This window comes from Marinoscillum sp. 108 (assembly GCF_902506655.1).
Lineage (GTDB): Bacteria > Bacteroidota > Bacteroidia > Cytophagales > Cyclobacteriaceae > Marinoscillum > Marinoscillum luteum.
In genome coordinates this window covers 1,171,895-1,192,016 of record NZ_LR734808.1, presented here as the reverse complement: position 1 = coordinate 1,192,016, position 20,122 = coordinate 1,171,895, and the positions used below count along the sequence as shown (strand labels likewise).

Sequence of the window (20,122 nt, the reverse complement as noted above, 5' to 3'; positions counted from 1 at the left end):
TCCGGTAGAAAAAGTGAAATGCCTTATACCCGAAACCCAAGTTTTCAAAACCCATTTATCCTACTTTATGACTGGTCAACACTTAGATGCCTCCGGTTATTCTGGAATGAGTTTCTTAGTTCATGGGTATGGATCAAAATCTATTTGATGTGTAAATGATGTACATGTTCCCTGATATGATCCACTCTTTTCGTGATGTGTTTGATGAATTTGTTAAGTTCAGTTTCTACAATGTAAACCTGACCATCATAAGAATTCGATCCTATATCGTTTCTCGATTCGGCTGAGTGTTTCTCAATGTCACTTCTGGTTGTGCATTCTTCATGTAGAAAATGAATAAAGTCCTTCAAGCTATAACCTTCTTCAAACTTGGATATTTCCTTCAATGTTTTGTCTATTTCCTTGTCTTTATTAAACCTAGAAGCCTTAGTTAGCCGATCATAAAGGACTGAGTCATAATGGTGAATGTCGTTGAGGAGTTGGATCACGCCTATTCGATAGTCCTTGTCTAAGCAGAATTTGGAGAGACCGTCATAGCTATTCAAGTTGTCAGCTTCCAGGTCCCAGTCGTAGCTAAGTTTATCTATTGTAGCACCGAGGGATGTTTGCTCATTTTCCTGGGCTACTGCCAGGTAGGAGACTATTAGGAATAAAATACCAATGCTGATTCGCTTCATATACCGTTTTTGACCTTTTCTTAACAAAATTCGCACCATTTTGAGATCCAGCACTCAATTAGTGAAAATTTCAGCAAATATTGAATTTCTAAGGCGGTATTAAAAAAGCTTTTCGATAGAACGTATTTAAAAGGTTACGAGCGGTGTGAAGGATCTTTCAGACCTTTGAGGAGATATTCCAGTCCGTTGAGTTTTATTTCATACATCGTATTGAGTAACATTCCTAATTTCCCTTCGGGAAAGCCTTTTGATCTCAACCAAATTAAATAACGCTCGGGAAGATTGCAAATGGCCACACCTTTGTACTTGCCGTATGGCATCCGATAGCTGGTTAAATCCAAAAGAATTGTTCTATCCATAGATCGAAGATAAAACTATGTAATTGATGAATTGGTAATCAGCCTATATAAATTGGGCTTGGTTTTTGACTGATCTGCGGTAAGCCCAAAAACATATGATAAAATTTAGCTCGTTTATTAGTACTATTCTGTTGTCACTCTTAGCAGTTTCACAGCCCAAAAAGGGCCTTGATTTCCCCCTTGGAGAGCAGATCACATTTAAGATTTCTTATGGGTGGTTTGCTCTGGGTGAAGCCACCATGTCGTTGGCCGATTCGTTGATTGTTCGAGGTGATCAGACTTTTTACCACAGTTATATTGATGCACACACCATTGGTCTCTTCAGTTGGTTGGGTGGTGTACAGAATGAATACTGGGGTTATGTGAATACGAGTAATTATAAGACCATTGTTTCTGAGAAGCATCTCGATGAAAGAAAAGGGAAGTTTGATCAGTGGAATACATTTGACTATGACAAAATGCAGACCTACGTCAAAATGATGGATTACACTAAGGAATATCCCAAAAAAGAGGTAACTGTAGATCTCAATGATAAATCTTATGATCTGCACGGCACCTATATGTACTTGCGGAGCAAACTTTGGTCTGGATTTAAACCTGGTGAGTCAATACTTCTTAATACTTACTGGGAGGATAAACTCTATGATTTTGGGATGGAGTATGGAGGGAAGGAGAAAATTAAGTTTGACGGCCAAAGGGTAGAGGTTCATAAGTTTTATGGACTCTTTCCCATTTCGCGCACTTTTCCCAAAGAGAAAGCGGTGGTGGTTTGGGTGCTCGAAAAAAACGGAATGGGAATCCCTCTGGTAATAGAAGCGGATATGAAAATTGGAAAGGTGAGATGCGAACTCAAGGAGTATTCTATCCGAGGGAACACTCAATCGCTCTTTTAGTGCAAAAAAAGCTTGCCCTCGTTTAATTTATAATGCTCTCCATAAAGCTTTACTTTTTTACCCTCTAAGGTCAAGTGAAACTGACCACCTCTTTTGCTAAGCTGGATGGCTTTCATTTTTGTTTTATTGAGCTTGGCAGCCCAGAAGGGAGCAAGAGCGGCATGTGATGAGCCGGTGGCTGGATCTTCCAGTTGATGTACATGAGGCACCAGCGTTCTGCTCACAAAGTCACAATCATCACCTACTGAAGTTACGGCATATCCGAATATGGGTGATCTTCTCAATATTTCGAAGTTAGGACTCATGAATCTAACAGATTCCTGACTGTCGGTAAGAATGATGTTTTTATTTGAGGTTTTAAAATGTCCAAGTATGGGTATTTTTAGCCCATCCAGAAGATAGTTCTCAATGGTTAGTTCATCAATAACTGGTATGGAGGCCAAGGTGATGTAGCACTTTTCGTTTTCTACTCCTCCTGAAATTATTCCATTTTGGAAATGGATCTCCGTGTCTAATATTCCTTTTTCATAGAGATGGGCCACTGCAGCCAGTGATCCGTGTCCACAAAGTCCAATCTCCTGATCAGGCGCAAACCATCTCACATGCCATTGGTCGTTTTTCTTCCATAAGAAAGTGGTTGCTGGCTGCCAAAGATCGGAGGCTATGGATTGCATTTGGACATTGGATAAGGCATGCTCTGTCTCCACTACTGTACTTGTATTCCCAATGAGTCCATTGTCTTTGTTACTAAAAACCGCATAGGTAGAGAATTTTAATTCATCCATATCAATTGAGTTTTCCTCGCTGATTGTAATCCTTTATGACCACATTCAATAGCTTAAAGTCGAGTTTTCCATTTCGTTCCTTGAGGTGATGTACTATGGCCAGGGCCTTGTTCAATCTGCTTTCCGGACTTTTTACTTTGCTTACAATGTAGATGAGGTTTCGTTGTTTACCGGGGGTGAGTTGGTGAAAATACTCATTTCCTTCGGGGTCCTGATCCAGTAAAATTATCAGTTCTTCTGGCATATCCATTCCGTAGGTTGAGTCATCTGGGGATAATTTGACTGTCACCGTATTTCCAATAGCCAAGCCAAGCTTCTTGATGACGGCCTGATTGAGGAGTATGTACCAATAATCTTTGTGAGGCATCAAGCCGCTCCGAATACTGGTGGTTTGGTTGATTTCACAAATGATACGTCTGTTTTCGCCCCTGATAAACTGCTCAGCAATTGGTTTGGGTACTGGTAGATGAAGCTCGTACACACTTGCGTCTTTTCCGGAAAATTTACTGAGTGTCGTTTTGAATTCCATGGTTAATATCCCTGGTTAATGTTAACGAAAAGTTGATTCCTAATACCACCTTTCATGGCCTTCACACTCTCTTCGAAACTCTTTCTAATGTCTTCAAATGTGGTCAATCCAGAGTGATGTGGGGTCATCATTACCCCTGAATGATCCCAGAGCGGTGAATCGGATGGGAGAGGCTCAATTTGATAGACATCTAAAACAGCTTTTCGCACATGACCATTTTCGAGCGCCCACAAGAGGTCGTCTTCCACCAAAGATTTTCCCCTGCCTACATTCATGAAGAAGGCACCGTGCAGTAAACGGAAGAAAGCCTGGTTGAGAAAGTTTCTGGTGGAGGGAGTAAGAGGTAGTGCACTGATGACAATGTCATAATGTTCAAGGTGAGCTTGAGAAATATTCCCCATGGCCATGGTTTGATGAAATAGTGGATTGGAAGTACCCGATCCATTAATGCCATCAATTTTTTCAACGAGATGACCAAGTGCGGAAGCAATGCCTTGCCCGACAAAACCTGTGCCCAGAACCAACACTTTCTTGTTATAAAGCACATTGAGGTTGGTGCGATCCCACAGGTGTGATCGCTGATTATCATGGGTGGAGACTACCCATTTAAGGTCTTCTAAAAGGTAAGCCAGACAATACTCGCCTATGCGCTTATCCATGTATCCAAGAGTGCGGGTGAGAATAAGATCCCGTTGGATAGTGGGTTGTTTTAGGTAGTCATCTACCCCGGCTCCAAAGGCATGAATCCATTTGATCTCTGATAAATCCAGCTTGTCAAACTGGTAGAAACCCGCAATGGCATTTTTGCCCTGCAGATCTTCCTGAACAAGCGATTCTTTATACACACACCTGGCGATATGACGATAAGAACTATTTACCAGTTCTGCCAGCTGCTGGCCAAATTGCCCGCAAGAAATCATGTCATAGACCATTAGTGATTGATTTTAGCTTTTCATGTGAAGATACAATAAGGGAATAGATCTCTCCGTTGGTTTTACTACAAACAACAGAATAGGTTATGCAAACAAACAGATCAAACAACGTCAGCCAGAGGGCTGCCAGAAGGTATGAAGGGCTGGGTACCTTTCTTATTAAGCTATTTCGTAAACATCTCGGATTGGTAAAGCCGAGCTAAATAAATGGGCAGTTTTGTGCTAAAACTGCCCTAAATCTTCACAAGTCAGGCAGGCATTGGCATAACTGTCATATTCAGCATACCCCGGCCCAGGCTTCCCCATGAGTGTGATGATTTTATCTAATCTTACTGAATTCCCATTTTCCAGTTCCAGAAAATAACCTTCTGAAGTATTGTTCAGAGTCGAGAGTGGACCTTTTACGTCATCAACCTTGTGTTGATCATTGAAAAAGTGGATTTTACCGGATGACTTAAGGGTTACTTGTGAGTCACAGTACTCTATGAAATCGGGATCAACAGGAAGATATTTGTCTTTGTAGTTCATGATTCGGGTTTAGAGGATGGTGTGCCTGTTAATTTTGGGTAAATTGTTAGAAATTCTCATTCTTAATTGAGATTATTGTCTATACAAATAACTAGGGTAGATGGTTTCAGAGTTTCAGCGGAAAAAGTTAATTCATTTTTTTGGATTACTAGATTCTCACAAAAATGGATTCCTTCATGCGGATGATTTTTCGGAGATTGCCGAGCGCATAAGAATAGGTCTGGGTTATGAGGCAAATGGGCCCAAGCATATTTGGTTGGCGGAGAAATCTGCTAAGTTCTTTCACGCCCTGCTTCTTGAGATTCCTCATAAGGATAACCAAAAAATCTCACAGGATGAGTGGGTTACCTTTGTGTCAGAGCAGGTGATAGCTCAGGGAAATGAGGATGTGTTGGAAGAATTTCAGGAATTCATCATTGGCTTTTTATTCGATTTGTTTGATGATAACCATGATGGTTATATCTCCACAGATGAGTATGTGGATATGTTTGTGGTATATGGAATAGACATCAAATACTCGGCTAAATCTTTCATTAAACTGGACATTAATAGGGACGACAGACTTTCCCGAAATGAGCTCCTCCATGCTTTTGAGACCTTTCTCCTGTCCAATGAGCCCAACCAACCCGGGAATTGGATTTTTGGAAATTGGGAGTAAAATAGTGTTGTGATCTTTTAAATAGTCCACCCCCTAAAAATTCGCTTCCCGAAGAATTCGCTTCGATGGTTATTTACCTTTCTACAGAAATAACCATAATCCAAAATGCAAGAAGTATATATTTTATCCCTTTCCAGAACTCCTATTGGCAGTTTTGGAGGTGTTTTATCGAGTCTTTCAGCCGTGGAGTTGGGGGCCTTAGCCATTAAAGATGCACTGAAAAAGTCTGGCCTGGAGTCCTCCGAGATTCAGGAAGTGTTCATGGGAAACGTGATTTCGTCGAACCTTGGTCAGGCCCCTGCGAGGCAGGCCGCGCTGAAAGCCGGATTAGATGTGAATGTACCATGTACCACTGTCAATAAGGTTTGTTCCTCCGGTCTGAAAGCCATAATGCTTGGAGCTCAGTCCATTGCTTTGGGGCAGGCAGATGTGGTAGTGGCCGGCGGTATGGAGAGTATGTCTAATGTCCCATATTATGTCCCCAGGGCCAGGTTTGGTTACAAATATGGTCATGGTACTCTGGTCGATGGATTGCAGCATGATGGCCTTTGGGAAGCGTACAACAATTTCGCGATGGGTAACTGTGCAGATCATACCGCCAGAGAGATGAAGATCAGTAGGGAAGCTCAGGATGAATACACCGTACGGTCTTATAAGAGGGTAGAATCTGCCACCCTTGAGGGAAAATTCAAGAATGAAATTGTTCCGGTGGAGATTCCACAAAGAAAGGGTAATCCTCTGGTGATTACAGAGGACGAAGAATTCAGCAATGTGAATTTTGACAAGATTCCTGCGCTGAATCCTGTCTTTTCAAAAGAAGGTACAGTCACGGCGGCCAACGCCTCTAACATTAATGATGGTGCATCTGCTGTCATTTTGATCAGCAAGCGAAAAATGAAGGAGTATGGATTGAAACCCGAAGCTAAAATTCTTGGATATGCTGATGCTGCTCAGGAGCCTCTTTGGTTTACCACCTCACCTTCATTGGCTATTCCCAAAGCTTTGAAAATGGCCGGGATTGAGAAGAGCTATGTTGATTATTATGAAATCAATGAGGCATTTGCAGCTGTGGCACTGGCCAATATGGAACTACTCGGCCTGGATGAAGACAAAGTGAATGTCTTTGGTGGTGCGGTGGCCTTAGGGCATCCGCTGGGATGTTCGGGAAGTAGAATCCTCACCACTCTTAGCTCTGTGCTGAGTGATAAGAATGGCCACATAGGCGTGGCTGGCATCTGCAATGGCGGTGGAGGAGCTTCAGCCATAGTGATTGAGAAGGTCATATCCTGATAAAATACCGGGGACAGCAGCTCTGCTGCTGTCCCCGGAAAAATGGTCACTAGTGTATGATTAATTTATGAGTGAGGCGCTGATGACCAGTTTGTAATACCACAGTATAGATTCCGGGTGTCCATTCACTTAGGTGGATTCGTTCATCAATTTTGCCTGCCATGGCTTTTTGATAAACGACCTTGCCGGAAAGGGAGTAGATTTCAATGACTCCAGGCAGATCATCCAGATCTGAGGTTACGTGGAGGAGTTCGGAAGCAGGGTTGGGAAACACCCTGAAGCCTACTTGATTTGATTCGGGTGTAATGCCTTCAGCAGCCAGTCGGGAGGAAGACCCTGTGCTGATGGAGACAATAAATCCAACGTCAAAAGGTGAATACGAGATATCGTCGTACCAGAGGTTTCCGCCACTGTATACATTGGAATATGCATATTTGATAGAAGCATTGGTCAATTGAAAGGTATAAACCGAGTTGTTGGATACCGATACTGGTTGACTCAATGTGATGGTTTGCCATCCACTTCCTTTACTCACGCCGGATTGTTGATAGATTGGGGTGTCGGTGGTGGTGTTACCACTAAAAATCTTCAGGGTGGATCCACTAATGGCGTAGACGAGGTTTGCTTCAATTTCGATGATCTGGCCGTTGGCTATGGCCGTGAAGGACTGCCCCATATGGTGCGCATTTCCATAGGTGAATATACCCGTTCCTGTAAGTTGTTCTATAGTCACCACGGTAGCTGTTCCGCTTGTGGTAGCACTCACAGCTGAGGTATAGCCTGAGGAGCCATAGGAGTTTTGTGCCTTTACTCTGTAGTAATAGGTGCTTGATGGGGTTAACCCTGTATTTGAGTAGCTGGTGCTATTAGCGCTGAGTGTGGCGATTACCGAATAGGATGATCCGTTAGTGGAGCGTTCCACTACAAAGTTATTTTCGTCTGACGAGTTATCCTGCCAGGAAAGACCAATGCTCGAAGTGGTAATGCTCGTAGTTGCAAGCCCTGATGGTGCCGGAGGGTTTGAGGAGCCCCCTGATGAAGTAGTAGCACTTACGATTCCACTGCTGGCTGTATTGCTGTTGGCATCCTGCACCACAATCTTGTAATAATAGGTAGTGGAGGCAGCCAGGGCAGTATTGGAGTATGAGGTGGTATTGGGAGCCAGTGTGGCAATGGTGCTGTAAGTGCCACCAGAAGAAGTGGAGCGTTTAACCAGGTATGCACTTTCCGTCGATTCATTGTCCGTCCAGGAGAGATTAATCTGAGAAGATGAAACGGCAGTGGCTGATACGTTGGTGGGAGGAGAGAGTGAGATCGGTGGAGCTCCTGTAATGCCAAAGAACTCAGCAGACCAGTAAGAAGAGAAGAAGTTGACGTCAGAAGCATACGAGCCTGTATTGCCACCCTGGGTTGCTCCGCTGCCCGGATCGATGGCAATGGCATGTCCCATGCCGCTGAGACTATAGGTGACTACTACAGGGTTGCCTGAGCCATCCCTGTATTCTTTTCTGCTCACTACACTATTGCCCTGAAAGGCACCATTTTCCGCATCGGCTGTTTGATCTGTGCCGTGTACGTTGGTCCATTGCTCCATGATTTCATTTTGATTCATGTAATACACGGTGTAGTCAGAAGTACCATGAAAAACGCCAACCGTAGGCCAGGGTCCGGTGTGGCTGGAGGCATTTCGTACGCTGTTTCCAAGCTGAGTGGGCGTTTGGTTGACATTGCCGTACATCGCCTGAAAAGCTGAATTACTGCTGGTGGCTACTTTGTAAGGCAGGCCAGACATCACGGCTCCCGCGCTAAATACGTCAGGATATGCCGCCAGCATCACGGTGGTCATGGCACCACCCGCCGAAAACCCTGTAACAAACACCCGACTGTTATCAATAGAGTAGTTGTTTTTCATGTAATCAGTCATGTTTTTGAGGGAGGCTGCCTCACCAGATCCCCGGTTGATATCACCAGTTTCAAACCAGTTGAAACATTTGGAGGAGTTATTGCTGCTTTTTTGTTCGGCATAGATCAGGTGAAACTTGTAAGTATCGGCCAGACTGTTCCAATCGCTTTCGGAAGCGTACGTACTCGCTGATTGTGTACATCCGTGTAGCACCAGCACCAATGGAGCATTTGCTGGTATATTCGCTGGTGTATACCTGTACATGCTCAGGTTTCCCGGATTTGATCCAAAGTTGGAGACAAGTGAGAGCTGTGACTGGGCAGACAGGAAGTATACGCCCATCATGATGGAAAGGAATAATTTTTTCATTGGGTTGGTTTTTTGGTTAATGATTTTACCAAGTTTTCAATTTATACCCATGAAAATTATGATTTGATGAAAAAAGACAAGGTTGACTTTTCGGAAAGCCGCGCCTCATTTTCCAATCAAATGCCGATGTATTTTGAGTGATTGCAAATTGTTACTCAAAAAATGACATGTCGACTATGTAGAGGAAGGAAAGGTGGTTTTGAAATTTTATCGACTGAATTGAGTGTTTTTTGTATAAATCATAATTTGCATCACAATAATGGCTGCTCACTTACGATAATTCCATCCGCATCGCTGTACACATACTGTCCGGGAGTGAAATTCACTCCAGCAAAGTTTAAGGGGATGTTAATCTGTCCTTCGTTTCTTTTGATGCTTTTCACGGGGCAGGTGTTAAGTGCTTTGATTCCAATCGGCATTCGCCCAATTTGAGCACTATCCCTGATGCTCCCGTAAATGATTAACCCCGACCATTGGTTGTCTAAAGCGAGCTGAGCAAGCAAATCTCCAACCAAAGCGCACCTTGTGGAGCCACCACCATCAACGCAGAGAACCTTTCCCTGGCCATTGGTTTTCAATAATTCTCTGACGAGGCTGTTGTCTTCAAACAGCTTCAGAGTCACTATTTGCCCATGGAAGGACTGGACCATACCATAGCTCTTAAAAACCGGCTCGGCACATGCCAGCGCATCGCCATGAACATCCCAAAGGTCTGAGGTGGTAAAAGTCATGATCGTTTTTTAGGTAAAATTGACGGAGAAGTAAGGATAAAAGTACCTCTGGTTGGAATTTGGATGGTATGACTATTGGTATTGAACTGGACAAATCTGGCCTGTGGATAGCTCATTTTTGTGCTTATAGGTACTCTATGGACGGTTTTGCTGATTTCTTTGAGGTCTGGACTTTTATCCTGGTCTTTTGAAAATGTGCAAATGAGCATTCAGTCGCCTTGAATCACTGTTTTAAAAGTCGCGGCTACTTTATTGGCTATTAAGTATCTTATTAACAGTTAGATAGGTGTTTCATGTAAGTGAATATCTTCAAAAGTCCAGAGATGTTTAATGAAACTCCATTCTGGTGCAGATTTTCAAAATGGTATTTTTAGCCAATCAATTTTAAAAATTTCTAAATGGAATGGCTAAGTGATGAGTTGATCATAAGCCATTCATTAAATAACCAAGAGATATACATGAGCAAATTAAAGAATAGAGTAGCCATTATAACAGGAGGCGCCGCGGGTATTGGCCGGGCAGCAGTGGAGAAATACGTGCAGGAAGGAGCCATAGTGGTGATTTGGGATGTGAACGAGGCTGCCGGAAAGGAGTTGGCAGTGACGTTGAGCAAGGATGGTCATCAGGTGAGTTTCCGAAAGGTCAATACAGCTGATCCGGAGGAAACAGAAGCTGCAGCACAAGAGGCCATTGCGCAGTTCGGGCGGATTGATATCCTCATCAACAATGCTGGGATCACACGGGACGCGACCATTCGTAAAATGACCTTTGAGCAATGGAGCCAGGTACTGAACATTAACCTCTCCGGTGTATTTAATTGCGTGAAGGCGGTGAGCCCTTTTATGATTGAAAAGGCTTATGGGCGAATCATTAATACCTCCTCGGTGGTTGGTTTGTACGGGAATTTTGGCCAGACTAATTACGCTGCCACCAAGTCCGGAGTAATAGGTATGACCAAGACACTCGCCAAAGAGCTAGGTAAATACTCCATTACCGTCAATGCGGTTGCCCCAGGTTTTATTGCCACAGATATGGTGAAAGCAATGCCAGAAAAAGTGATAGAAATGATGACAAGTAAAACACCCCTCGGAAGGTTAGGTACCCCAGAAGACATAGCTAATGCATATGCCTTTCTAGCCTCAGAAGATGCTTCATTCATAAGCGGAGCGGTAATCAGTGTAGATGGAGCAGTAACGATTTAAGACCAGATTCATGAGAAAAGCAACAATAACCGGAATAGGCTCCTATGCCCCAGAACAGGAGATCCCCAACAGCTATTTTAACACCCTACTTGGCGAGGACGTGGACACATGGCTGAGACAAAATGTCAACATTACCACCAGAAGGTGGTGCAAAGATGATGAGTCAGTGGCTGACCTCTGTGAAGAGGCGGCTCGCCAGGCCATCAGCGAGGCAGGATTGGTGCCGGAGGACATCGATCTGGTGATATTATCTACAGACACTCCCGAGTATGTTTCTCCATCTACGGCTTCTGTTATTCAGGATAGGCTGGGATTGAAGAATGCCGGGACTTTCGATCTGAATACCGCATGTGCGGGGTTTGTGACTGCCATGGACGTAGCTGCGAAATACATTGCAGCGGATGAGCGCTACCAGCACATCCTGGTCATAGGCGGATATGCCATGAGCAAGTACCTCAATAAGCATGATAAAAAAACGGTAACGCTTTTCGCGGATGGAGCAGGAGCGGTGGTCATGTCAGCCACCACTGAGGCGGGCAAGGGCTTTCTGGCCAGCGACCTTAAAACGGAAGGTCAATACAATGGCTGGATGGGAATATATGCCGGAGCTACTCACCAGCCCGTCACCGAAACGGTTCTGAAGAATCATGACCATCAGCTCAAGTTTGTTCATAAATTTCCGAAGGAGTTGAATCCTAAGATGTGGACAGAGATGGCCCGGGATATCTGTGAACGGATAGGGGTGGTTCCCAATGAGGTGGATCACTACTTCATCACCCAGCTCAATTTCAACTCGATCAATGAGACCATGGATAATCTGGGGGTAAGTAGGGATAAGGCCCACATGGTCATGGACAAATTTGGCTACACCGGATCCGCGTGTATACCCATGGCCCTGCATGATGCTCATTTGCAAGGAAAACTAAAAAAAGGTGATCTTTTGCTTTTTATAGGCTCAGGAGGTGGATTGGCATTCGCAGCGGCAGCCATTCGTTACTAACTTGTACCTCAACCCAAAAATTGATCAATGAATAACCTGGCTTCTTCAGAACAGATCTTTGCAACCTGGATCGTAGTGATTCTTTACATGCTCGTCATCCTCTTTTTTGTGATCAGGGGAGCTTTGAAGGTCAAGAGCATGAGTGATTATGCGATCGGCAGCATCAGTTTTTCACCCCTGGCTGTGGGATTGGCCCTGGCTGCCTCTATGACCAGCGCTGCCACTTTCATTATCAATCCCGGATTTATAGCACTGTATGGATTAAGTGGCGTCTTGTCCTTCGGCGTGGTGATGCCTCTGGCTATCTTTTGTTCACTGATTTTACTAACCAAGAAATTCAGAAAGTCCGGGAGCTACGTGAAAGCACTTACCATGGCACAGTGGATAGGCAAAATGTATCAAAGCCAGAACTACGCCATTTTCTTTGCCTTCATCTCGCTGCTTCTGGTCACTTTCATTGTGCTTATCTGTGTAGGGTTAACTCAGGTACTCGCCAGCACCCTCAATGTCGAACCGGTGATAGTACTGCTATCGGTGATAGTGTTCGTGTTTGGTTATATGATGTTTGGGGGAGCCAACTCCATGGTGTATACCAATGCCATTCAGGCCACTCTGATGTTGGTAGTGGCCGTGATATTGCTCTTTTCAGGGATGGAATATTTTCAGGATGGGATTGGGGGTTTTGTGAAAAAGCTGGAGTCCATAGGGCCTCACTATGCCAGCCTGACGAATCCTGACAGTTTTCTTTTCAGAGACTTTTTCGAAATCATATTTTGCCAGGCCGTCATCGGTGTTGCCATTGTATGTCAGCCTCATATTATCACCAAGTCGCTTTTGCTAAAGGATGAAAAGGATGTCAATAGGTACCTGATTGTCGGTATATTGGTGTTGTTGGTCTTTTTTCAGGTGGTGTTTGTTGGCCTTTTCGCCAGACTTCATTTTCCAGATCTCACGGTCAATGGCATGCCCATCCCCATGGATGGTATTGTTTCCGCTTATGTGGTTAGTGAGTTTTCTGTCTACGTGACCATTTTGGTAGTGCTAGGGCTGATCTCAGCCGGGCTGTCCACATTGGAGGGGCTCATTCAGTCGCTGAGTGCCACACTTACAGCGGATTTGTTCAACCCTCTGTTTGGTAAAATATATGATCCCGTCAAAAGGGACAAGCAGGAGATTCTGGTCAATAAGCTCATGATTGTGTTTTTGGCCATTATCAGCTTTGTGCTCTCTTATCGGCAGTTGAAATCACCCAATCTCAGTGTGGGGATTTTTGCACAGAATGGCGTATACGCCTACTTTTCATCGGCATTTGTTCCTGTTCTGTTTGGGATGTTTCTCAAAGACGTAAGATTGAAAACCGTTTTTACATCCTCTATTGTGGCCTTTCTGGTTCATTTCACAGTGTATTATGGTCGCTTTTTACCTTATATGAAGGAGACCGTTAACAACCCTGCAATTGCCAGTACAGCCGCTTTGATCGTTTCAATGATTGTTGGGTTATCTATGCATCTTTATCTAAAACCTTCTCAAAATCATGTATAGAAAGGATTGGGCATCGAAATGGGCAGAATACACACCCAACAAGGTGGCAGTGAAAGAATACCGACCTGCCAGGAGCCTAACCTATCAGGAGCTGAATAATCAGGCTAATTCGCTCGCTCATTATTTAGTGCATGACCTGAAAGTAGGGAAGGGAGAGCGCTTAATGGTGCTGGCTGAGCATAGCATTGAGTACGTGGCGTTGTTTTCCATGACTCAAAAAACCGGTATAACACTGGTTCCGGTCAACTTTAGACTCTCAGGGAGTGAAATTGACTATCTCATTTCGGATAGTGAGCCGAGGCTTTTGATTGCGGAGCGAAAGTTTGCAGACCTGGTATCTTTCTTAAAGGCCAACATAGAAATATTGTGGCTGGATGATCTGTTTCCTCAATTGAACAATTCTGAGCACCAAAGATTTGAGGCAGTGGAGCTGGAGGAGGATCACCCGGCGTTTATTCTGTATACCTCGGGTTCTACGGGTTTCCCGAAAGGAGCCATCTACTCTCACAAAATGCTCCTCTGGAATAGCCTCAACACGAGTCAAAGTCTGGAAATCACTCCGGCCGATCTCACAATCAATTGTATGCCTCCTTTTCATACGGGGGGCTGGAATGTCCTGGTGACACCAATGCTACATCGTGGAGCGACCATAGGGCTCATGAATAAGTTTGATCCTGATTTTTTACTGGAGTTGATGGAGCAGGAAAAATCCAACCTCTTCATGGGCGTACCTACCATGCTCAAGATGATGGCTGACAGTGAAAAGTTCAAATCGGTAAGTTTGGATGCCATGCGATACTTCATAGTGGGTGGAGAAGCCTTGCCGCTTGAGGTGATTGATACCTGGCATCGAAAAGGTGTGAAAATCCGACAGGGTTATGGACTGACCGAGGTGGGTCCGAATCTAACTTCCCTCCATCAGGATGATGCAGAGCAGAAAATCGGTTCGATAGGAAAGCCCAATTTCTATGTGGAATATAAGATAGTGGATGAGCAGGGACGCAGAGTTGAACCTAATGAAGTAGGAGAGTTTTGTCTGAAAGGACCAATGGTCACCCCGGGCTACTGGAGAAATGAGGAGGCCAGTCAAAAGGCGATTGTGGACGGGTGGTTCCATACCGGTGATCTGGTGAAGGAGGATAATGATGGTTACTTGTACGTGGTGGATCGCAAGAAGTGCATGTTCATTTCCGGTGGTGAGAATGTCTATCCAGCAGAGATTGAGCGGGTGTTGAGAGCGGTGTATGGTGTGGATGAAGCGGCAGTGATAGGAGTGAAGGATGCCAAATGGGGTGAAGTGGGAAAAGCTTTTGTGACAATGAAACCAGGCTGCTCATTTTCTGAGTCGTTGCTGAGGGAACATTGTGCCAATCACCTGGCCAAATTTAAGGTGCCCAGATACTTTGAGGTGCTGGACGAGTTGCCCAAAAATGGAAGCGGAAAAATAGATCGAAAAAATTTAGCCTAGCAATTATGTGTCAGTTTAGAAGAATACTAGCCATTTGTTTTACCGTGATACTGCCCTTTTTGACACATGGGCAAAACTCCACTAATGTGAGCGAAATGATAGCTACCTACAAGTACCCCGTGCAGTATCTGTCGATCAATTCGGAGACAGAAGTTGCTTATATTGATGAGGGACAAGGAGATCAAACCTTAGTGTTTATACATGGTTTGGCTACCTACATCCCGTCATGGTATCCTATGGTAGATCATTTTCGGAGCCAGTACCGATGTATCGCCATCGATCTGCCGGGATATGGCCGATCCTCCAAAGGTGATTATCCGGCCACCATGAGCTATTATGCCGGAGTGGTTGGTCAGTTGATTGACTCACTTGGGTTGAAAAATGTGGTACTGGTAGGGCACAGTATGGGCGCACAGGTAGCCGTGACCACCGTGTTGAATCTTCCGAATCAGTTTGAAAAGCTCATTCTTTTGGCACCAGCTGGTTTCGAGACATTCAGTCCTGAGCATGCCAGTCTTCTGAAAGCGACAGCTGTCACGGAAACTTTTCTGAACGCCACTGAGGCGCAGATTCGCGCCAGCTGGGCGATGAACTTCTATCAAATGCCCGAATCGGTGGAGTTCATGATCCAGGACAGGATCAATATGATGGAGGCCAGTGACTTTGAGCGCTATTGCCAATCTGTGGCAAGAGGTGTGCATGGTATGCTGGATCAACCCATTGCTGATCGATTAGGAGAGATCAGGCAGAAAACATTGGTGGTATATGGAGAGGAGGATGCCCTTATTCCCAATCGCTACCTGAACCCCGGCCTGACCACTAAAAAGGTGGCGGAATCCGGTGCTTCAAAAATTCAGGAGGCGGTACTCAAGTATGTTCCGGCCTGCGGTCATTTTATATCTTTTGATAAACCTGCCGAGATTAACGAAATTGTGGATAGTTTTCTGACCAACTAGCCAACAACCTATTGAAGACCAAACTCAAGAAATTCACGGCCTTTGCTGCGGAGATTCTGCCTCACGAGGCAGACTACCTCACCAGTATTCAGCAGTTTGAAGATGCCGAGAAAGAGGAAATTCTGAAGCGAGTGAGTGCCAATGCTCACGGCCAGCAGAATAAGATGCCCTTTAATACCAAAATTGACAAGCGCAAATACTCCAGCCTGATGGATTGGATTCAGAAGCGCCTAGATAACATCGATGTTGATAGCTATTTCGAATGGGTCAATGACATGGACCGCAAGGTTATTACCGATGCTATTAGTCATGAGGAGGAGAAGGTCCTTTTGAAGCGCATCAAAAATTACGAGCACCCGGTGCATAACTTCATGAAATTTTATGAGTTGGTTCAGAATTACCGGCATTATCTGCTCATTCGCCTCAGACACAAGGACTATCAGGAGGTCAATGATTTTATCGAGAAATATAAGGCTGACTATGAGTACTCCAAGGAGGTAAACCAAAAGCTACATCAGGCAACAGTGGATATTATCGAGCAGTTTAACCTCAAAAAGGGGGACTCCAAGCAATGGGAAGACTGGCTGCTTTCGTTATTCAGAAATGAAAATCTGGATGGGTTCAATCGTTACATGGCGGTAGTTCGGCTTACTTTTCTTTATTTCAATAGTCGGGAGTTTGAAAAACTGAAAGAGGTCTACGACCGGTTGGACGAGCTGCTGGCCAGAGGCATTTTTTATACCCGCCGGATCTTGTATAACTACTATGCCAACCGGCTGATGCTTCACTCCAAGTTTGATGTACTGCAGCAGGCTGAAGAATACGGTTACCTGTCTATTCGTCAGAAGAACGCTGATCATGTGCAGTATCTGAGTAATTTCAGCTCCATTCTCATCCGAAGAGGTAAAATAGAAGAGGCGCTGAATCTATTGAAAGAGTCCTTCTCGGAAGTTCAGAAGTCCTCCAATTTTTACCATAAGATTGGCTTCATCTCTTTCTATATCAAATGCCTCAATCTTAACAATCAACCGCAGCGCGGAGAGATGTTGGCGGATAGTTTCCTGAGGATCTACAAAGATGAGATTCTCAAGGAGCGTTGGTACTCTTTTTTTACGGCTTATATCCAGGGCCTGATCAAGCAGGAAAAATATGATAAGATCCTGCAGGTGTTCAGGCGCTATAATCTTATTGCCAAAGACGAAGAGGACAGTAACAAATCTATTTACCTACCCACCATCCGGTGGTATTATGAGATCGCTCTGCTCAAGGTAGGTCGTCTGGAAGCCAAGGAGCTGGTTGAATCTATCGTGGATTTCTCCCAGGAGCATGTGGCTAATCCACACAAATCCTTTATTCTCAATCAGGTATTGTCCGAACTCGAATCCTACATCCCGAGGACAGTTATCATGGCCAGAACCCGGCTATATCAGAAGTAATTAGAATTCAACTTCTTGATTCCCGACTTATATTAATCGCTTTTAGTGGAGATACTCACCAGACATCTTCGGGAAGTGTTTAATCAAATTGTATCATTACGGTGTTGGTCAATTTTTTCCATTGAGGAAGGATCCTATGACCGCACGTCATGAAAGATTCATTTCAAACTGGCAAGTGCAGTAAATAACCCTATCCGGGGCTTTTTTAGTATTTAAAAAGTCAGGGTGTGTTTTTTGAATTGTATATTATTGATATATAGTTAGTTATGTGATTTATTGAAATTTTGCGCATCAAAAGTCATGACCTTTTATAATTGCGATATTCACATTCTTGTTGGGCACTTTTCTATGTTTATTGAACAGGATTTAATCAAACAACCTAAAAACTTAAAAAATGAAAAAAACTTATACCATCTTAATCGCAAGTCTTTTCTTCTTGTGTTTTGAGTCATTCGCCCAAAATGTCGTGAGCGGAAAGGTGATCGACGCAAAATCAGGAGAGGCCTTAATAGGGGCGTCGGCTATATTGAGCGGCACGTCTAAGGGAGCGACTACCAATGTCGACGGATCATTTGAAATATCAGGGGTGGCCGATGGCTCATATATCATTAAGGTATCCTTTGTAGGATATGAGGAGCTTTCACGGTCAGTGAACGTGTCAGGTGCTGATGTTGACCTGGGGAGCATTGGTCTGGCTGAGTCTATTTTCTCATTCGATCAGGTGGTGATCTCGGGATCCCGCCAACCAGAGAAGATCACACAGACACCAGCTACCATAGAGATTATTTCCAGCAAAAGCCTTGATGAGCTACCTTCTTTTAATCCAGGAGAACTACTCTCTAGGATGAAAGGGGTCGACTATTTGAGAGCTGGAGTAGTGGGCACGGGCATCAACATCCGTGGTTTCAATAGTAACTTCAACTCTAAGAACCTGCAGGTAAACGATGGTCGATTCTCTACCCTTATCGCTACAGGCTTACCTATGGGACCACTCACCACTCAGATCAAGGAGGACATTGAGCAGGTAGAGGTGATCTTGGGTCCAAATGCAGCACTTTATGGACCCAATGCCCACAATGGATTAGTACATACGATCACTAAGGATCCCCGATCCTCTGCGGGTACCACCGTGGCGCTGGGTGTAGGGAACCAGAGCATGCTTTCTGCCAGGGTGCGACATGCTCAGGTGCTCAATGATAAGCTGTCATTCAAGGTAAGTGGTGAGTATACTAAAGCGGAAGAGTTTGAATTTATGGACTCAGTATACATAGACAGAAACGCCGATGGTGTGAAAGAAGGATATGAAGAGTACAAGCTTGATAATGACATTGAGTTTCTGAGAGCAGAGGCAGCTCTTTACTATAGCGTCACTGATAATTCGGACCTTATTTTTAGCTGGGGCGGGAGCAACAGTACCTACCTGTCTCCAACCAACGTAGGACGAAATCAGATCAAGGATTGGAAGATGAATTACTTTCACCTGAGATATGTCTCGGACAAGTTTTTTGCGCAGGTTTACAACACCACCAGCTCTACTGAAGATACCTACGCCATTGATCAGCGTACCAAAAATTACTACGCAGCCATAGACGGAGGAGCCACTGAAGCCGAAGCGGAGGAAAGCTCACTGGGCAATGGGGCCACCTTTGCTGATGACTCCAAAAGATGGAATGCTGAAGTGCAGTATCACGATACTTTTGGCAAAGCCAAAGTGGTAGTAGGTTCACAGTGGCAAAGGGATAATGCGAATAGTAACGGCACCTACTTGCTCGACAATGGTGGGAAAGATCCGATTATCATCAACCAGATCGGTGTGTATGGACAGCTGGATTATCAGTTTACAGAAGCTTTCAAAGCCGTGGCTGCTTTCCGTGGAGATAATCATGAAGTATACGGTTTCAACTTTATTCCCAAGGCAGGTCTGGTATACAGCGCCGGAAATGGAGCCTTTAGACTTACTTATGGTAAAGGGATAGCTACTCCAACTATTTTGAACATGTATGGTGATCTGTTTGCAGGACTTATTCTTGGAAATGCGGAAGGATTCACCCTGACTGATGGCTCAAAAGTGGACAAGCAAACTGTGGAGAAGATCCAGACTTTCGAGATTGGTTACAAAGGTGAGCTGGTACCGCAGCGATTCTTTTTGGATGCCAATGCTTACTACAACATCTCTGAGGACTTCCTGTCACCAGCCACAGTGGTGGGTGTAGCTACTCATCGTGGAGATACGCCTATGAGTGAGGTACAGAGTGGTTATGGAGCCTACGGTGGCCTGGTAGCGTCTTATGTCAATTTTGGTCGGGTAGATACCTACGGGTTTGATATCGGAACCAACGTATACCTTAATGACAAGATCAACTGGACATTCAACTATTCCTATTTCGACTATAGTGTGGATGAAGATGACCTTGAAAACAATGACTTCAACAAGGACGGTGTAGTGAATAAACTGGACATCCTCGTCAACGCACCGAAGCATAAGTTTGGAACCGGACTCTACTTCAGAGGTGATAAACTTTTTGGAAATGTATATATGAGATGGGTACAGGAGTATGACTACTTCTCCAGCTACCAGATTGCTGCTAAAACTCAGGATTTGAATTGGAGGGGTACTCCGATCAGGGAGAATGCCCGAAGCACAGACACATGGAACTATGGTCCACTAGGAGGTTTTGTCAATGTAGATCTGGGATTGGGATATAAAATCAATGATATCTTCCAGGTAGCTGGTCAGGTGACCAACCTGTTCGATTCAGAATTCAGGGAATTCACAGCAGCACCATTTACCGGCAGGCTGTATTCCATAGAAGTAAAAGCTAAGCTTCCAGCTGTCAAAAAGTAAATATTTCTTATCAATTGAT

Annotated in this window: 18 protein-coding genes; 10 read left to right on the top strand and 8 right to left on the bottom strand. The window is 44.4% G+C overall.

What is annotated here, in order from left to right; translation table 11 throughout:
• Positions 1–140: 140 nt before the first annotated feature.
• Both GV030_RS04925 and GV030_RS04920 read right to left on the bottom strand, forming a co-directional pair.
• Positions 141–677 carry a hypothetical protein gene (locus tag GV030_RS04925; protein WP_159580359.1) on the bottom strand — a complete coding sequence of 179 codons (537 nt, stop codon included), beginning with the start codon at positions 675–677 and terminating at the stop codon, positions 141–143.
• Positions 678–811: 134 nt separating this feature from the next.
• Positions 812–1,036 carry a DUF3820 family protein gene (locus GV030_RS04920; protein WP_159580357.1) on the bottom strand — a complete coding sequence of 75 codons (225 nt, stop codon included), beginning with the start codon at positions 1,034–1,036 and terminating at the stop codon, positions 812–814.
• 95 nt (positions 1,037–1,131) lie between these two features.
• On the opposite strand from GV030_RS04920, the gene GV030_RS04915 reads away from it, so the two are divergent.
• On the top strand, positions 1,132–1,929 hold the full coding sequence (locus GV030_RS04915) for a DUF3108 domain-containing protein (protein WP_159580355.1): 798 nt from the start codon (positions 1,132–1,134) through the stop codon (positions 1,927–1,929).
• Here the strand turns inward: GV030_RS04915 and GV030_RS04910 are convergent.
• From GV030_RS04910 to GV030_RS04895, 4 genes are all read right to left on the bottom strand, one after another.
• A complete protein-coding gene (locus GV030_RS04910; RefSeq protein WP_159580353.1) occupies positions 1,926–2,714 on the bottom strand; it encodes a PhzF family phenazine biosynthesis protein in 789 nt (262 codons plus the stop codon). The two genes, GV030_RS04915 and GV030_RS04910, sit on opposite strands and share 4 nt — an antisense overlap.
• Before the next feature lies 1 nt (position 2,715).
• A complete protein-coding gene (locus GV030_RS04905; RefSeq protein ID WP_159580352.1) occupies positions 2,716–3,243 on the bottom strand; it encodes a YdeI/OmpD-associated family protein in 528 nt (175 codons plus the stop codon).
• A gap of 2 nt (positions 3,244–3,245) precedes the next feature.
• Complete coding sequence (locus GV030_RS04900) at positions 3,246–4,175, bottom strand: NAD(P)-dependent oxidoreductase (protein ID WP_159580350.1); 930 nt, start codon at positions 4,173–4,175, stop codon at positions 3,246–3,248.
• 222 nt (positions 4,176–4,397) lie between these two features.
• On the bottom strand, positions 4,398–4,703 hold the full coding sequence (locus GV030_RS04895; RefSeq protein WP_159580348.1) for a hypothetical protein: 306 nt from the start codon (positions 4,701–4,703) through the stop codon (positions 4,398–4,400).
• A 100-nt stretch (positions 4,704–4,803) separates the two neighbouring features.
• On the opposite strand from GV030_RS04895, the gene GV030_RS04890 reads away from it, so the two are divergent.
• Both GV030_RS04890 and GV030_RS04885 read left to right on the top strand, forming a co-directional pair.
• Positions 4,804–5,361, top strand: coding sequence for an EF-hand domain-containing protein (locus GV030_RS04890; RefSeq protein ID WP_159580346.1), 558 nt, complete (start codon positions 4,804–4,806; stop codon positions 5,359–5,361).
• A gap of 105 nt (positions 5,362–5,466) precedes the next feature.
• Positions 5,467–6,651, top strand: a complete 1,185-nt coding sequence (locus tag GV030_RS04885; protein ID WP_159580344.1) for an acetyl-CoA C-acyltransferase — start codon at positions 5,467–5,469, stop codon at positions 6,649–6,651.
• 49 nt (positions 6,652–6,700) lie between these two features.
• Here GV030_RS04885 and GV030_RS04880 read toward each other — a convergent pair whose 3' ends face one another.
• On the bottom strand, positions 6,701–8,923 hold the full coding sequence (locus GV030_RS04880) for a PHB depolymerase family esterase (RefSeq protein WP_159580342.1): 2,223 nt from the start codon (positions 8,921–8,923) through the stop codon (positions 6,701–6,703).
• Between the two features lie 251 nt (positions 8,924–9,174).
• Entirely contained in the window at positions 9,175–9,654 is a 480-nt protein-coding gene (gene rraA, locus GV030_RS04875; RefSeq protein ID WP_159580340.1) for a ribonuclease E activity regulator RraA, read from the bottom strand.
• Positions 9,655–10,112: 458 nt separating this feature from the next.
• Here rraA and fabG point away from each other — a divergent pair, with 458 nt between their 5' ends.
• The 7 genes from fabG to GV030_RS04840 all read left to right on the top strand — a co-directional run bounded on the left by fabG (position 10,113) and on the right by GV030_RS04840 (position 20,103).
• Positions 10,113–10,856, top strand: a complete 744-nt coding sequence (fabG, locus tag GV030_RS04870; RefSeq protein ID WP_159580338.1) for a 3-oxoacyl-ACP reductase FabG — start codon at positions 10,113–10,115, stop codon at positions 10,854–10,856.
• Positions 10,857–10,866: 10 nt separating this feature from the next.
• Entirely contained in the window at positions 10,867–11,856 is a 990-nt protein-coding gene (locus GV030_RS04865) for a 3-oxoacyl-ACP synthase III family protein (RefSeq protein WP_159580336.1), read from the top strand.
• 27 nt (positions 11,857–11,883) lie between these two features.
• Positions 11,884–13,398 (top strand): sodium/pantothenate symporter, encoded by a 1,515-nt coding sequence (locus GV030_RS04860; protein WP_159580334.1) that lies wholly within the window; start codon positions 11,884–11,886, stop codon positions 13,396–13,398.
• A complete protein-coding gene (locus tag GV030_RS04855) occupies positions 13,391–14,866 on the top strand; it encodes a class I adenylate-forming enzyme family protein (protein ID WP_159580332.1) in 1,476 nt (491 codons plus the stop codon). Before GV030_RS04860 ends, GV030_RS04855 begins: the two co-directional genes overlap by 8 nt.
• A 95-nt stretch (positions 14,867–14,961) precedes the next feature.
• Positions 14,962–15,822, top strand: a complete 861-nt coding sequence (locus tag GV030_RS04850; protein ID WP_159583627.1) for an alpha/beta fold hydrolase — start codon at positions 14,962–14,964, stop codon at positions 15,820–15,822.
• 11 nt (positions 15,823–15,833) lie between these two features.
• A complete protein-coding gene (locus GV030_RS04845) occupies positions 15,834–17,258 on the top strand; it encodes a hypothetical protein (RefSeq protein ID WP_159580330.1) in 1,425 nt (474 codons plus the stop codon).
• 394 nt (positions 17,259–17,652) lie between these two features.
• Entirely contained in the window at positions 17,653–20,103 is a 2,451-nt protein-coding gene (locus GV030_RS04840; protein ID WP_159580328.1) for a TonB-dependent receptor, read from the top strand.
• Positions 20,104–20,122 lie beyond the last annotated feature (19 nt).

Coding starts and splice junctions, on each gene's coding strand:
- GV030_RS04865 (WP_159580336.1), top strand. CDS start 10,867: ATGAGAAAAGCAACAATAACCGGAATAGGCTCCTATGCCCCAGAACAG.
- GV030_RS04895 (WP_159580348.1), bottom strand. CDS start 4,703: ATGAACTACAAAGACAAATATCTTCCTGTTGATCCCGATTTCATAGAG.
- GV030_RS04860 (WP_159580334.1), top strand. CDS start 11,884: ATGAATAACCTGGCTTCTTCAGAACAGATCTTTGCAACCTGGATCGTA.
- rraA (WP_159580340.1), bottom strand. CDS start 9,654: ATGACTTTTACCACCTCAGACCTTTGGGATGTTCATGGCGATGCGCTG.
- GV030_RS04905 (WP_159580352.1), bottom strand. CDS start 3,243: ATGGAATTCAAAACGACACTCAGTAAATTTTCCGGAAAAGACGCAAGT.
- GV030_RS04900 (WP_159580350.1), bottom strand. CDS start 4,175: ATGGTCTATGACATGATTTCTTGCGGGCAATTTGGCCAGCAGCTGGCA.
- GV030_RS04850 (WP_159583627.1), top strand. CDS start 14,962: ATGATAGCTACCTACAAGTACCCCGTGCAGTATCTGTCGATCAATTCG.
- GV030_RS04915 (WP_159580355.1), top strand. CDS start 1,132: ATGATAAAATTTAGCTCGTTTATTAGTACTATTCTGTTGTCACTCTTA.
- GV030_RS04925 (WP_159580359.1), bottom strand. CDS start 677: ATGAAGCGAATCAGCATTGGTATTTTATTCCTAATAGTCTCCTACCTG.
- GV030_RS04855 (WP_159580332.1), top strand. CDS start 13,391: ATGTATAGAAAGGATTGGGCATCGAAATGGGCAGAATACACACCCAAC.
- GV030_RS04885 (WP_159580344.1), top strand. CDS start 5,467: ATGCAAGAAGTATATATTTTATCCCTTTCCAGAACTCCTATTGGCAGT.
- GV030_RS04910 (WP_159580353.1), bottom strand. CDS start 2,714: ATGGATGAATTAAAATTCTCTACCTATGCGGTTTTTAGTAACAAAGAC.
- GV030_RS04880 (WP_159580342.1), bottom strand. CDS start 8,923: ATGAAAAAATTATTCCTTTCCATCATGATGGGCGTATACTTCCTGTCT.
- GV030_RS04920 (WP_159580357.1), bottom strand. CDS start 1,036: ATGGATAGAACAATTCTTTTGGATTTAACCAGCTATCGGATGCCATAC.
- GV030_RS04840 (WP_159580328.1), top strand. CDS start 17,653: ATGAAAAAAACTTATACCATCTTAATCGCAAGTCTTTTCTTCTTGTGT.
- GV030_RS04890 (WP_159580346.1), top strand. CDS start 4,804: ATGGTTTCAGAGTTTCAGCGGAAAAAGTTAATTCATTTTTTTGGATTA.
- fabG (WP_159580338.1), top strand. CDS start 10,113: ATGAGCAAATTAAAGAATAGAGTAGCCATTATAACAGGAGGCGCCGCG.